At 40.6% G+C, this 14,954-nt stretch carries 12 protein-coding genes; 10 read left to right on the forward strand and 2 right to left on the reverse strand.

What is annotated here, in order from left to right:
• Positions 1-6: 6 nt before the first annotated feature.
• From rpe to A5868_RS18620, 7 genes are all read left to right on the forward strand, one after another.
• A complete protein-coding gene (gene rpe / locus A5868_RS18590) occupies positions 7-657 on the forward strand; it encodes a ribulose-phosphate 3-epimerase (protein ID WP_086306420.1) in 651 nt (216 codons plus the stop codon).
• Positions 657-1,295 carry a thiamine diphosphokinase gene (locus A5868_RS18595; RefSeq protein WP_086306421.1) on the forward strand — a complete coding sequence of 213 codons (639 nt, stop codon included), beginning with the start codon at positions 657-659 and terminating at the stop codon, positions 1,293-1,295. The genes rpe and A5868_RS18595 overlap by 1 nt, the downstream gene beginning before the upstream one ends.
• 159 nt (positions 1,296-1,454) lie before the next feature.
• The gene (gene mreC, locus A5868_RS18600) at positions 1,455-2,315 is read left to right on the forward strand and encodes a rod shape-determining protein MreC (protein WP_010779609.1); all 861 of its coding nucleotides are present in this window, start codon (positions 1,455-1,457) and stop codon (positions 2,313-2,315) included.
• Positions 2,312-2,842, forward strand: coding sequence for a rod shape-determining protein MreD (mreD, locus tag A5868_RS18605; RefSeq protein WP_010779610.1), 531 nt, complete (start codon positions 2,312-2,314; stop codon positions 2,840-2,842). Before mreC ends, mreD begins: the two co-directional genes overlap by 4 nt.
• A gap of 218 nt (positions 2,843-3,060) precedes the next feature.
• Positions 3,061-4,515, forward strand: a complete 1,455-nt coding sequence (locus A5868_RS18610) for a C40 family peptidase (RefSeq protein WP_010779611.1) — start codon at positions 3,061-3,063, stop codon at positions 4,513-4,515.
• 63 nt (positions 4,516-4,578) lie between these two features.
• Positions 4,579-5,082 carry a VanZ family protein gene (locus A5868_RS18615; protein ID WP_086306422.1) on the forward strand — a complete coding sequence of 168 codons (504 nt, stop codon included), beginning with the start codon at positions 4,579-4,581 and terminating at the stop codon, positions 5,080-5,082.
• Positions 5,083-5,159: 77 nt separating this feature from the next.
• Positions 5,160-5,882, forward strand: coding sequence for a YebC/PmpR family DNA-binding transcriptional regulator (locus tag A5868_RS18620; protein WP_086306423.1), 723 nt, complete (start codon positions 5,160-5,162; stop codon positions 5,880-5,882).
• A gap of 352 nt (positions 5,883-6,234) precedes the next feature.
• Here A5868_RS18620 and A5868_RS18625 read toward each other — a convergent pair whose 3' ends face one another.
• Both A5868_RS18625 and A5868_RS18630 read right to left on the reverse strand, forming a co-directional pair.
• Positions 6,235-7,641, reverse strand: a complete 1,407-nt coding sequence (locus tag A5868_RS18625; protein ID WP_086306424.1) for a L,D-transpeptidase family protein — start codon at positions 7,639-7,641, stop codon at positions 6,235-6,237.
• 209 nt (positions 7,642-7,850) lie between these two features.
• Entirely contained in the window at positions 7,851-8,831 is a 981-nt protein-coding gene (locus tag A5868_RS18630; RefSeq protein WP_010779615.1) for an L-lactate dehydrogenase, read from the reverse strand.
• A gap of 348 nt (positions 8,832-9,179) precedes the next feature.
• Between A5868_RS18630 and pth the strand changes: the two genes are divergently transcribed.
• The 3 genes from pth to A5868_RS18645 all read left to right on the forward strand — a co-directional run bounded on the left by pth (position 9,180) and on the right by A5868_RS18645 (position 14,951).
• Positions 9,180-9,737, forward strand: coding sequence for an aminoacyl-tRNA hydrolase (gene pth, locus A5868_RS18635; RefSeq protein WP_086306425.1), 558 nt, complete (start codon positions 9,180-9,182; stop codon positions 9,735-9,737).
• Between the two features lie 99 nt (positions 9,738-9,836).
• Positions 9,837-13,349 carry a transcription-repair coupling factor gene (gene mfd, locus A5868_RS18640; protein ID WP_086306426.1) on the forward strand — a complete coding sequence of 1,171 codons (3,513 nt, stop codon included), beginning with the start codon at positions 9,837-9,839 and terminating at the stop codon, positions 13,347-13,349.
• Positions 13,350-13,388: 39 nt separating this feature from the next.
• Complete coding sequence (locus A5868_RS18645) at positions 13,389-14,951, forward strand: putative polysaccharide biosynthesis protein (protein ID WP_086306436.1); 1,563 nt, start codon at positions 13,389-13,391, stop codon at positions 14,949-14,951.
• Positions 14,952-14,954: the final 3 nt, after the last annotated feature.

Here is a 14,954-nt window from a genome sequence, read left to right on the forward strand (position 1 = left end):
CTAATTATGAAAATTGCCCCATCGATCTTAAGCGCAGATTTTGCAAAACTAGGTGAAGAAGTAAAAATGGTTGAAAATGCCGGCGTAGATTACATCCACATTGATGTAATGGATGGAAACTTTGTTCCGAATATTTCATTCGGCCAAGTTGTCGTGAGCGCCTTGCGTCCAGTAACTAAATTACCATTGGATGTTCATTTGATGATTGCTAATCCTGAGAATTACATCAATGATTTTGCAAAAGCGGGTGCGGATATCATTATGGCTCATGTGGAAGCTACGCCGCATATTCATCGTGTGGTTCAAATGATCAAAACGGCAGGCGTGAAGCCGGGAGTCGTTTTGAATCCCGGGACACCGATTGAATCAATCGAATTTATCTTGGGTGACGTAGACCAGATTTTAGTGATGACCGTTAATCCAGGGTTTGGTGGTCAAACATTCATAGAGAGCCAAGTTGAAAAAATCGCGGAATTGGATCGCCTACGAAAAAAACATGGTTACCAATATGAAATTGAAGTAGATGGTGGTATTCAACCAGAATCAGCTAAAAAATGTGCGGAGGCAGGCGCAGATGTATTTGTTGCCGGCTCGTATATCTATGACGCAGAAAACCCGCAAGAAAAAATCAATGCTTTGAGAGCGGCTATCGACTAATGAAGATATTACTTGTTGCAGGCGGTGATCCAAATCACTGGCCTGCTTTTTCAAATGAATTCGATAAAGTCATCGGAATTGACCGTGGGAACCTCTTTCTGTTGCGTCAAGGAATCATTCCCGATTTAGCGATTGGCGATTTTGATTCTCTAAATGAAGAGGAAAAAAAGGAAGTATTTGACAGCGTCGCGGAAGTGATGACTTCTCCAGCAGAAAAAGATGACACCGATACACAATTGGCACTCCAAACAACTTTTGAACGTTTCCCTGAAGCTGAAATAACGCTGATCGGTGCAACGGGCGGGCGGTTGGATCATCTGTTAGCCAATCTATGGTTAGGCGCTGAGCCGCGCTTTCAGCCATTTTTAAGTCAAATAGAGATCGCAGATGAAGGCAATGTTGTGAATTATATTTCTTCAGGACGTTATCAAATTGCTAAAAACCCAATGATGAAGTATGTCGCATTTTGCTGTATCGTTCCTGTAAAAAAATTGACATTGAAAAATGTGAAGTATGAACTCTCAAATGTAGACTTTGCACAACCCACTAGTTTAGCCAGTAATGAATTTTTGGATGGTGATGCAGAGGTATCCTTTGAGGAGGGATTGATCGCTGTGATTCAGAGTAGGGATGTATAAATAGAGGAGCAGCAGATTGTTTTTTTTAAAACAAATCTGCCGCTCTTTTTTTATTTGATGTGAGATACTAAAATTCTCTAAAATCAACCGTCCACGCTTTTTTATACCGCCATTTAGTGGTAAAATTCAATCTATATTATAGCGTTCAGAGGTGCCTAAGTGAGAAAGTTCAATCCGAATAAAAATATTATTATTATATTAATTGTTGTTATCGTTGTTGTGGCGACTGTTTCGATTACTGCAGCGAATCGTGCGAAAGACAGCGACACGAATATCGTCCAATCAGCTGTGAATGATACGATCAGTGTTGTCGATAAAGTAATTACTGCACCAGGACGTTGGCTTAGCAGCGGCGTTCATTCCGTGTCGAATTTGATGAACACGTATGAAGAAAATCAAAAATTAAAAAATGAAGTTGATCAATACGATGAAGTGAAACAGCAAACAAAAAATCAAGCACAAGAAATTGAACGTTTAAAAAACGAGCTAGAATTGAACCAAACATTGACCAGCTATGAGAAGGTAACGGCAAATGTCATTACCCGTTCGCCGGATACTTGGCAAGATATGCTGATCGTGGACAAAGGGAGCAGCGATGGTGTTGAGGGAAATATGGCGGTCATGTCCAAGAAAGGACTAATTGGTCGTGTGATGGAAGTAAATGCACATTCATCTAAAATCCAGTTATTAACATCAGATAATAAAAGCAGCAATCATTTTCCAGTAAAAATAAGTTCCGGCAAGGGGAATTCTTTCGGAGTATTGAATAAATACGACGTAAAATCGCAACAATTAATCGCATCGGAAATTACTGGCGAAGAAGACATCAAAGAAGGCGATGTCGTTCAAACGTCCGGTTTAGGAGGAAACTCTCCAGCAGACCTTGCTATTGGAACAGTTGTCAAGGTCAAGCCAGATAGCTATGGGTTAAATCGCGAGGTCTACATTAAACCCTATGCGCAAATGTATGATATCTCAGTCGTAACGATTATCCAAAGAATGGCGGGAGCAACTGAATGATTACGCGGACAACCTTAAAATATATTACGCCATTCCTCTTATTTTTCTTATTTTTACTAGACGCACATATCACGCGGATCATCGCTTCTTTGACAGACAATGTTTATGTTGCAAATGCGCATTTGGCACTGTTGGTTCTATTGATCCTGTCGCGCGTGATAGATGAACGGTTTTTGTTAGGAACATCATTGTTTTTAGGGATCTTGTATGACCTTTATTACATAGGAGTTATCGGTATTTATGCCGTCATTTTCCCACTCTTGGTCCTACTGTTTTACCTTTTCAAAAAGACAATCCAGCAAAATATTTTGACGCTCTTTTTCACTATTGTGATTAGTGTGACGCTCTTTGAATTAATTAGTTTATTGTTGCAGTCAGTCTTTGGTTTAACAGGCATCAGCGGAGACTTTTTTGTCCCCCGATACCTAGGTCCAACACTGCTTTTTAATATTCTAACGTTTGTAATTTTAATCTTCCCATTAGAGAAAATTTTGATTGGCCCGCCTGAAGAAAACCTTGATTTATAAAGGAAAAACTAGTGGTATGGGTCAAATGGAAAAAACAGAAGAATTTTTCTTCTGTTTTTTTGTTGCCTGAATTTGTAACTCAAAAATAGTAAAATGAAATGTTTTTGTAACAAAGCTATTATATGGGTGACATACAGCTGTGGTAAACTCATGAATGTGTTAGAAAAAAAGTCTAATAAAATTCAAAATAAAAGATTAAGTAGTCGGAGGACATAAGAGTGAAAAAAAGTTTGTTATCAGCATTAATGGTATGTTCAGTAACATTAAGCGCATTAGCAGCTCCAGCCGCAGCTTCTGCCGATGAATTCGATAGTAAAATTGCTGATCAGGATGCTAAAATTTCAAGTTTACAGAATCAACAAACCGATGCACAGTCACAAATCAGTGCATTAGAAGGTGAAGTTGCTTCAATTAACGATAAAGCCCAAGGGTTATTAAACGAACAAGCATCATTAAAACAAAAATCACAAGAATTACAAAAGCAAATTGAAACGTTGGATAAACGTATCGAAAAACGCTCAGAAGCAATCAAAGAGCAAGCGCGAAGTGCGCAAGTAAAACAATCTTCAGGTTCAAATGTTGTGGATGTCGTATTGAACGCTGAATCATTTACCGATGTTGTTAGTCGTGTTCAAGCGATGGCAACAATCGCTAAAGCAAACAATGACTTAGTTGAACAACAAAAAGCAGACAAAGCAGAAGTTGAACAAAAACAATCTGAAAACCAAAAACAATTAGAACAAATCGCTGCAAACCAAGCTACATTGGAAAGCCAAAAAGGTGATTTGATTACGAAACAAGCAGACTTAAATGTTCAAACGACGACTCTAGCCGCTGATCAAGCAACTGCTGAAGGCGAAAAAGCTAGTCTGAAAGAAAAACAAGATGCTGCAATCAAAGAACAACAACGTGTGCAAGAAGAAGCTCGTAAAGCTGCAGAAGCACAAGAAGCTGCTAAAAAAGCTGAAACAGATGCAAAAGCAAAGGCCGATGCAGACGCGAAAGCGGAAGCAGATCGCAAAGCACAAGAAGAAGCTGCTGCAAGCACAACGACAACTGAAAGCTCAACAGTTGAGTCTTCAACTACAGTAGAAACATCATCAACAGAACAACAAACAAGCACGACAGAATCTTCTTCATCAGAATCATCTAGCGAAGACAACTTCCAAGGTGGCGGTGCAACTCCGACTGACAATGGGAACTCAAGCGCTAATAACAATCAAGGTTCAACATCGTCATCAACTAATGATCAAACTCCGGCACCTACGCCAACACCAGCGCCGGAAGTACCAAAACCATCAACACCAACACCACCGCCTGCTACAAGCGGATCAGTGGTTGCTGAAGCGATGAAATACATTGGTACACCTTACGTATGGGGTGGTAAAACACCAGCAGGATTTGACTGTTCTGGTTTTACTTCATATGTATTCCGTCAAGCAACTGGTCGTGAAATCGGCGGATGGACTGTTCCTCAAGAATCAGCTGGAACACGCATCTCAGTCGGTGAAGCACAAGCTGGAGACTTATATTTCTGGGGTAGCCCTGGTGGAACATACCACGTAGCGATCGCAATGGGCGGAGGACAATACATCCACGCACCACAACCAGGTGAAACAGTTACAGTAAGTTCTGTAAGCTATTATGCACCAAGCTTTGCGGTTCGTATGTAATCAAACTAAATCACTTATGACCGGTACGGGTTTCGTACCGGTTTTTTTATTGGAGGAAAAGCAATGCAGAAACAAATGAAAAATGGTAATTTTTATTTAGGTATTGCCATTTTGATGATGATGATTTTATTTATTAGTTCGTCGATGACGTATCAACAACAAAGTCAGGTATCTTTAATTCAAAAATTATTAGCAAACGAGCCATTGAAAGAGTTCTTTAGTCGCGTTTCATTTAACTACGCGGGCAGCGAAGTAAGTATTTCTGCAAAAGGCTATGTTAAATTTGTCGAGTTTTTTATTCGCAAAGGTGCGCATTTCATGACGTATTTTATTTTAGGAGGAAGTCTATACTTAGGATTATCACCGAAATTGAAGCAAAAGTCATCGGTCTTAAGCCTGTATTTTGCTTGGATGGCTGCAACTGGGTATGCAGCTACGGATGAGTTTCATCAAATGTTAACGGGCGGACGAACGCCTTTATTCCAAGATGTGATGTTGGATTCTTGCGGTGCTTTGACGGCTTGCGTAATTATTATCATTTATCGTGCTCTTCGTAAGAAACGTTAATGTGAAGATTATTCTTGACGAAAAATACAATCAGACGGACAATAAGAGGGATCAATAATTAATTGGAGGAATCTACCATGTCAGGACATAGTAAATGGAATAACATTCAAGGGCGTAAGAATGCACAAGATGCTAAACGAGGAAAAATTTTTCAGAAGATGTCTCGAGAAATTTATATGGCAGCTAAAGCTGGGGGTCCTGATCCAAGTGTAAATCCAGCCTTACGTTTAGTAGTCGATAAAGCGAAAGCCGCAAATATGCCAAACGACAATGTCGATCGTGCGATAAAAAAGGCTACTTCGGCAGGTGAAGGGGAACATTACGATGAGATCACTTACGAAGGGTATGGTCCGGGGGGCGTTGCTATCTTAGTCCATGCGCTTACAGACAATCGCAATCGAACCGCTACTAATGTACGTGTTGCATTTTCTAGAAATGGCGGGAATTTAGGTGAGACGGGTTCTGTTAATTATATGTTTGATCGTAAAGGGTATATGGCGATTGAACGAGAGGGTTTATCAGTTGATGAGGATACCATGTTTGAAAACGTGTTGGAAGCTGGCGCGGAAGACATGGATATCTCGCCTGAGGTTTTTGAGATTTATACTGCTGCAGAGGATTTTGTCAGTGTAAGAGATCAATTAGAGTCGGATGGGTTTGTATTGGCTCAAGCGGAATTAACAATGATTCCTCAAACGACTGTAAGTTTAGACGAAGAAAGCAAAGAAAAATTGGATCGCTTAGTTGAGAAGCTTGAAGATGATGATGATGTTTCTGAAGTATTTACATCTGCGGAGTAAGTGAGTACCTGCTCTCAAGTACTCAACTCTGCTAAGCTGAATAAATTTTTAGTGAGTATGTTGCGAGAACGAATGCGCAACATACTTTTTTTGATTAAAAATCAGAGATCTAAAAGAAGGAGAGTGTGTTGCAATTTTTTAATATAATTTGTGCATGCTCTATTTTAAAGCAAAAAATTGAATGGCTCTTTTTTGCAGAGAGAAGTACATTCATTTATATAGTAGTAAAGAATGGTTTGAGAACTTTTCCAATAAAAAAGTGTTGACGGAAAATCAGTAAGACTTTTCCGTCAACACAAGTAGATACAAGAACTAAAAAAACCAACGAAACAAGTTCGCTGGTTTTGATTTATTAAAATACTAAAACAGGTGTACCGACATCAACCATATCGAAAAGTTTTGCCATAACGTCTGGTGGAGTGTTTACACAGCCATGAGAACCACGTGTTTTCCATAATTCGCCGCCGTATTCAGGCTGCCAATCAGAATCATGAAGTCCTACGCCGGTCCAATCAATCGGCATCCAATATTTCACAGGACTTGCATAGTCAGTACCGTCATCGTTCTTTCCTCTTAAGGTCTTATTCGTTTCTTTAGACCAAACATAGTCAACTCCTGGTGGGGTCGGAGAACTTGGTTTCCCACTAACGATATCTGTTTCTAGAGCAACTTTTCCATCCTTGTAGTACCACATATGTTGGTTTTGAAGATCGACTTCAATGTATGTTTTATCCACTAATGGTTTGTCGGCTGTCGTTGCACCAGTAACGACAGGGGAACGAGTGAAATCTTTCCCTTCCAGAATTTGTTTTGTTAAGGCTTCAACTTCTGCAGGAGTATTGATCGTCCAACTGAATGTACCAGAAGGAACTGAAACTTTACCCCGACGAGTGCTGTTAAATTCTGTTGGTTTTGAGCTGGTATTGTATTTTTCACCTAAGCTCTTCACGTAAGCTGTTACTTTATCCTGATCTAGAGACATTGTGCCATTATCGTCAATCAACCAATCGTTAATGTCTGATGTAGGAATCTGGAAGTTTTGACCATTGACGCTGTAGTTTGCCTTGATTTTTGCCACAGCATTCATTTTGTCCATTGTCTTTTTCAAATCAGCATTATCTTTAGTAATTGATGGTTTGGCAAGATAATGATCAAAATCAACAGTATGTTTTCCGTCTTTCGCTGCCTCTTTAAACGCAGTTACGGCTGCATCGACATCAATCGTGTTCCCTTGTTTTTCGGGAGTGATCTCAAAGCCTTCATTTGTACGAGAGACTTTTGCATTTTCAGTGGCAGTACGTGTTGTGTTTGTTTGTGTAAGTTCTGCTCTGACTGCTTCGCCAACAGCGTTTAATTTATTTTCGTCTAATGTATTGCCCTCGACATCTTTTGTGTCAGCGGCAGAAACTAACTGCATTCCCCAACTAAAGGGGTTTTGCTTTTCTTGCATTTCCTTTAAGCCAGGCAAATAATCATTTTTCCAGCCTAAGTCTTTGCGATTGATCTCTTTCCAATTTTGATCATCAATTTTAATCAAGAAAGGAGAGTCTGAAAGTTCGCGAGTGATTTTTCGATTGGCTTCACTTACTGTTAAATTATTAATCTTCACGCCATTGACTACCGTATTAGGGAGAAATCTTTGTGCGTAATATGTACTGCGAACGGCGTATCCGCCAACTAAAACTACCAATAAACCTAAAACAACAATCATGCCGATACGTGTTCGGCCACGAGAATTTCTTTTTTCATTTCTTGTCATCGAAATAACTCCTCATTGCTTTTCTGTATTTGGTTTTCATCCATTATCGAAGCATTTTCTTCTATATAATAGCCGCTAAGTGTAAATGATATACCGACTATAAATATACCACAGAATGAGTAAAATACGAATGATATGTTCTGAAACATTAGCAAATATTAAAAAAGCCGCAAAGAATCATCAGATTCCTTGCGGCTTCGAAAAGTGTCTTATTTTCCTTCAGCTTCAAGATCAGCAAAAGCTTTGTCCATAACTTCTTTTAATTCTTTCGCAGAAGCATCCATACGATCTTTTTCAGCATCGCTTAATGGAATTTCGATAATGTTTTGGATACCTTTTGCATTGATAACAGCAGGTGCACCAATATAAATATCGCTTTGTCCGTATTGACCTTCTAAATAAACTGATAGAGGGAACACAGCACTTTCATCATTTAAGATTGCACGAGTGATACGAGCTAAAGCAACGGCGATACCGTAGAATGTTGCGCCTTTTTTCTCAATGATTTCGTAAGCAGCGTCACGTACACCGAAGAATAAGTTTACTAAAGCTTCTTCATCTACTTCTGGATTATCTTTTACCCATTCGTAAATTTGCAAGCCAGCTACGTTTGCGTGTGACCAAACTGGGAATTCTGAATCACCATGTTCACCAAGAATGTAAGCATGGACGTTACGTGCGTCAACGTCAACTAATTCAGCGATTGCTTGACGGAAACGTGCTGTATCCAATGACGTTCCTGAACCAATAACGCGTTCTTTAGGGAAGCCAGAGAATTTCCATGTAGAATACGTTAAGATATCTACAGGGTTGGCAGCAACTAAGAAGATGCCGTCGAAGCCAGAAGCAACGACTTGTTCTACGATGCTTTTGTTGATGCGTAAGTTTTTACCAACTAAGTCTAAACGAGTTTCACCTGGTTTTTGTGGTGCGCCCGCTGTAATAACAACTAAGTCAGCATCGTGACAGTCTTCGTAAGAAGCAGAATATATTTTTTTAGGTGATGTGAATGCTAATGCATGTGATAAGTCGATTGCGTCACCTTGCGTACGATTGGTATCGATATCGATAATACCGATTTCTTGAGCGATATTTTGATTGACAAGTGCGAAGGCATAGCTTGAACCTACGGCGCCGTCTCCGATTAACATTACTTTTTGATGGGTTTTACTTGCTGCTGTTGCAGTCATGTGTACCAATCCCTTCTTATATTTGTTTTCCAGTGGAATGATAACACTAATTAATGAAATTTGTCACGTGTTTTACTCATTAATAATACAGTTTTTTCAGCTGTTTCCAAAGTAAGCGTTTCATGCATTGATGCTCCAAGGTGCTGATATGATTAATTTTTTGCAAAAATAACAGGTTTTTGAAAACAGGTTAGAGCATTGAAAACGGTCACTACAGTATAGTTTGTGTTATACTGTATAAAGAAAATTTCTTACTGGGTAGTCAGCTGACTATCCAGCATTTTGTCATGCAACTGAAAAACGATGACATTTAGGTGACTATGATAATTATAAATGAGGCGAATACAAATGAAAATGATCGTTGGCTTGGGAAATCCAGGGAAAAAATACGAAAATACGAAACACAATATTGGTTTTATGGTGGTTGACCGTCTAGCAGAAGAACATGGCGCTACGTTCAAAAAGAATACGTTTGAAGCGGAAGTAGCAGACTACTTTGTAAATGGCGAAAAAATCTTGTTGGTGAAGCCCTTAACATTCATGAATGAATCTGGTCGAGCAGTTGGCCCACTGATGACGTACTTCGGTGTTTATCTTGAAGAATTAGTAGTCATCGCAGATGATTTAGATATGGATCTTGGTAAATTGCGTTTGAGAAAAAAAGGAAGCGCCGGGGGGCACAACGGATTAAAAAGTATTATTTCTCATATTGGGACACAAGAATTTAATCGTATCAAGGTTGGTATTGGACGGCCAAACGGTAAAACAGTTGTAAACCATGTATTAAGTACATTTAGTAAAGAAGAAGCAGAAACAATCGCTGTCAGTGTCGCCCGTGCGGCAGATGCCTCAGATGACTTTGTAGCAGGGGCGGATTTTCTACAAACAATGAATCGATTTAATTAACCCTGATACTGAGGAAATAGGAACTGCATGTGAGGCGAGAAGCTTTCTAAATAGTCTTGGACAGCACGTGTAAAGAGGAATGTATAAGGAGCAAGAACGATGAATCTAATTGAATTTATAAATCAGCTGCCGCTAATAAAAGAGTGGCAAGCGAATTTAAGTAAAAAAGCGAAGCGGCAATTGCTGATCGGTCTTTCTGGGTCTGCTAAAGCTTTGGTGATGGCAGCGACGTATCAGACAAGTCAAAAGCAGACAATCATCGCAGTGCCCAATCTTTACTATAGTAATCAATTAGCAGATGAACTGCGTCAGATCGTTGACGATGTTCATTTGTTTCCTGTGGATGAAGTACTTTCGGCAGAAATGGCTTTTGCCTCCCCTGAAGCAAGAGCAGAACGCGTTGCTACGCTACAGGCGCTTTCTCAAGGTGAAAAAGGACTGTACGTTGTTCCGATCGCTGCATTGAGAAAGTATTTACCGTCAACTGAAACATGGAAAGCCAATCAACTACATTGGAAAATCGGCAGCGAAGTTGATCTAGATCACTTAGCACAACGGTTGGTATTGATGGGCTATGAGCGGCAAACAATGGTCGGAAAACCCGGTGAGTTCAGTATGCGCGGCAGTATCGTTGACATTTATCCTTTGACGACCGAATATCCTGTTCGTGTAGAGTTGTTCGATGTGGAAATAGATTCTTTACGCTATTTTGAGCCAGAGACGCAACGCTCTGTGGAGAATTTAGATGAAGCATGGATCACCCCAACTACAGATTTGGTTTTCTCTGCGGAAGATTTGACACAAGGCGCGCAGAAGGTGACTCAACTTTTACAAAATCGTTTAGCGGTCATGAAGGAAAAAGAAGCGTATAATTTCTTAAATGATTACTTTGGTCAGCTCATTGCGTCGTGGGAAGATGGAATCCCTACAGAGCAGGCCAAGTATTATACGGATTTACTATATGAAGAAAAAGTATCTCTACTCGATCACTTTGCTGAAGATGCGCTGTTATTTGTCGATGACTATCCTCGAATAATGGAAACGAACCGTGAAATGGAACGAGAAGAAGCGGAGTGGCACACGCAAAAAATCGAAGAGCTGAGAGTGTTTTCTGATCAAACATTTGGAATGAATGCCCACGACTTAATAAAGAAGGCTAAACTTGTAACAAGCTTCTTCTCCTTATTTCAAAAAGGAATGGGAAATTTGCGCTTCGAAGCAATCCATAATTTTCAGTACCGCTCGATGCAGCAATTTTTTGGGCAAATGCCATTACTGAAAACAGAAGTCGATCGTTGGCAAAAACAAGGACAAACAGTACTATTCCTTGTTTCTGACCAAGAGCGTCAAGAAAAACTCACACAAGAATTTCGAGATGTGGCTATCCAAGCAGTGCAAACAACTCCAGATAAAATAGTAGTAGGACAAACGCAAATTGTAATAGGAAATTTAACGAATGGATTCGAGCTGCCGCAAGATAAGTTAGTAGTGGTAACAGAACGGGAAATTTTCCAAAATGTAACCAAAAAACGTGCGCGCCGCCAAACGATCTCCAACGCGGAACGCCTGAAGAGCTATAATGAATTAAAGACAGGCGACTATGTCGTTCATGCAAATCACGGAATCGGGAAATATATAGGGATGGAGACTATCGAAATAGATGGGGTCCATCAAGACTATATGTCGATTCTGTACCAAAAAGACGACAAACTGTTCATTCCAGTTACACAATTGAACCTAATCCAAAAGTACGTTTCTTCTGAAGCAAAACCGCCGAAAATCAATAAATTAGGCGGCAGCGAGTGGACTAAGACAAAGAGTAAAGTATCGAAAAGAATTGAAGATATCGCAGATGACTTGATTGAACTATATGCGAAGCGTGAAGCAGAGCGCGGGTATGCTTTTGGTCCAGATGACGAATACCAGAAGGAATTTGAAGATGCCTTTCCTTATAGTGAAACAGACGATCAGTTACGGAGCGCTTCGGAAATCAAGCACGACATGGAGAAGGCGCGCCCGATGGACCGTCTGTTGGTTGGCGATGTTGGTTTTGGGAAGACAGAAGTTGCGTTGCGAGCAGCCTTTAAAGCAATGAAAGAAAATAAACAAGTAGCATTCCTTGTTCCGACGACGATTTTGGCGCAGCAACATTACGATACGATGACCGAACGTTTTGAAAATTTCCCTATAAACGTGGGAATGTTGAGTCGTTTTCGTACAAAGAAGCAACAAAATGAAACGATTGAACAACTTCGTACAGGACAAATCGATATTGTAGTCGGTACGCATCGTCTGTTGTCACAAGATTTAAAATTTGCAGATTTGGGCTTATTAGTGATCGACGAAGAACAACGTTTTGGCGTGAAACACAAAGAGCGCTTAAAGCAACTCCGATCTCAAGTGGATGTCTTAACGTTGACCGCTACACCGATCCCTCGGACGCTGCATATGTCGATGCTGGGCGTACGTGACCTTTCAGTCATCGAGACACCTCCGGAAAATCGCTACCCAATTCAAACTTATGTAATGGAGACGAATCCCGGAGCGATCCGTGAAGCGATCGAGCGAGAAATGGCACGTGGCGGGCAAGCCTTTTATCTGTATAACCGGGTAGAGACAATCGAACGAAAAGTAGAAGAATTACAAATGTTGGTACCAGATGCTAAAATCGGATTTGCGCACGGTCAAATGACCGAAGTACAGTTAGAGAATACATTGATGGACTTTATCGATGGACAATACGACATCTTGGTGACGACAACGATTATTGAAACGGGGGTAGACATTCCCAACGTAAATACGTTGTTTGTAGAAAACGCCGATTATATGGGGCTGTCCACATTGTATCAATTACGTGGACGTGTAGGACGAAGCAGTCGAATCGCCTATGCGTATTTCATGTATGAGCCGCAAAAAATACTGAATGAAGTCAGTGAAAAACGTCTGCAGGCAATCAAAGACTTTACTGAATTAGGCTCAGGCTTCAAAATCGCGATGCGGGACTTATCTATTCGTGGTGCGGGAAACCTTCTTGGTGCTCAGCAGCATGGCTTTATTGACGCAGTCGGCTTTGATATGTACTCACAAATGCTTTCCGAAGCAGTAGATCGGAAGCAAGGCAAAAATACCCAAGTGGAGCGTACATCAGTTGAAATCAACCTTGGAATCGACGCCTATATTCCGGGAACTTATATAGAAGATGAACGACAAAAAATCGAGATCTATAAACGGATTCGCGAACTAGAAAGCACGGAGATGCTAGATGAAGTCGAAGCAGACTTGATTGATCGCTTTGGTGATTATCCTGATGAGGTAGCCAATTTGCTGAACGTCGGTCAAATCAAAATGGATGGCGATCGGGCATTAGTTGAGAGTATACAAAAACGTCAGCAGCAAATTATTTTTACCCTAAGCAAAGTTGGAACAAAAGCGTATAAAGTCGAACAGCTTTTTGAAGCATTAAGTGTAACGAAGATGAAAGCAACTCTAGGTGTTGAAAAGGATCAAATGGTTATCAAATTAACTATTGCTAAAACCATGGATGAGGCTATTTGGTTACGAGAAATCAGCAAATTTATCCGGGCGTTAAGAGAACAAAAATACAAAGAATAGGTGGTGGAGGCACTGGCAAATAAAGAAATGCGGGTCATGATGCAAGGTGCCTTCGTCTTGACGGCTGCGTCATTCATCGCGAAGCTATTGAGCGCTGTTTACCGAGTCCCTTATCAAAACTTTGCAGGTGACGAAGGTTTCTACGTTTACCAACAAGTGTATCCAATCTACGGGATTGCGATGACACTTGCTTTAACTGGACTCCCGCAGTTCATTTCAAAATACGTAGTAGAGAAAAAAGAGCCTCGAAAACAACGTCAAGCACTGGAAGAGTTATTTCCGTTAATCAGCAGTTTTGGTTTGATTTTATGGGCCATTTTCTTCTTTTCTGCTTATCCATTCGCTGTCTGGATGGGAGATGCAAAATTAGCTCCTTTGATTCGCGTGGTTTCGTTTACCTTTGTAATTATGCCGTTCCTTTCGATTACACGAGGAGAGTTCCAAGGGAAATTACTGATGGTGCCAACTGCCGTTTCTCAAGTGGTGGAGCAATTGATCCGGGTGGGTGTAATTATAATTGCTGCGTGGTCGTTCAGACAATTTGGTTGGAATGTTTACCATACAGGAACGGTTGCCATGTCAGGGGCATTAGTCGGTGGCGTTGCAGCAGTAGCTGTCCTCTGGTATTACCGACGGAAAGTCTTGTCTACCAGCATTCTTCTCAAGCTTCCCAGAGTGGGCGAAAATACGGTTAAGCTTGCTAAGCGAGTGGCTCTTGAAGGTGGTTTGATGACTGTCTACAGCGGTCTGTTGATTTTATTTCAACTCATTGATTCGTTTACTGTAAAAAAAGCGTTAGTTGATTTTGGGTTAAGCGAACATGGTGCGAAACTCGCAAAAGGGGTCTATGATAGAGGGCAGCCGCTGGTACAATTAGGATTAGTTGTAGCATTAGCTTTAAGTTCAAGCTTCTTGCCCTTGTTAACCCGCTATTTAATCAACGATGACCGTCGGATGTTTGTCAAAACGAGTCAAGTTTTCCTTCGATTGACCTGTGCAATTGCAGCGGCAGCTTCAATTGGATTAGCGATGTTGTTGCCGTATGTGAACTATGCGTTATTCAAGGATTATCAGGGGAATGCCACGCTGGTGCTATTCGTATTCGCGATCTTTCTTATGGCGATGGTGCAAGCTTACCAAAGTATTGCCCAGAGTCAAAATGAATACCGTAGTTCGTTGCAAGCAGCAGGCGTTGGATTGCTGTTAAAAGTTGTGACAACAGGGGGATTAACGAATCAATTTGGTACAATTGGTGCTAGCTTATCGACTCTGCTGGGGTTAGCAGTCGCTTTATTTGTTTTACATTATGCATGTAACCGTGAAACCCGCGCCTATGGAAAGCAACGACACTTTATGCGAAATCTTTTTATTTGTTTAGCGGGGATGATCATCGTACTCTTATGTTATTATGGCGGTATCAGCATTATCTTTGGTGCTATTCAAAAAAGAAGTTTTGCTTTAGTTGCAGCCATTTTTGGTGTAGGAATTGGAGGAAGTGCTTTTTTGATGCTGGCCATTCAACTACGTTTGTTAACCATTAGAGAGTGGTTGATGTTGCCATTTGGCAGCAAATTATTAAGAATAAATTGGAAAAGGAGATAGTTC

Origin of the sequence: Enterococcus sp. 12F9_DIV0723 (assembly GCF_002174375.1) — a bacterium.
Lineage (GTDB): Bacteria > Bacillota > Bacilli > Lactobacillales > Enterococcaceae > Enterococcus_A > Enterococcus_A gilvus.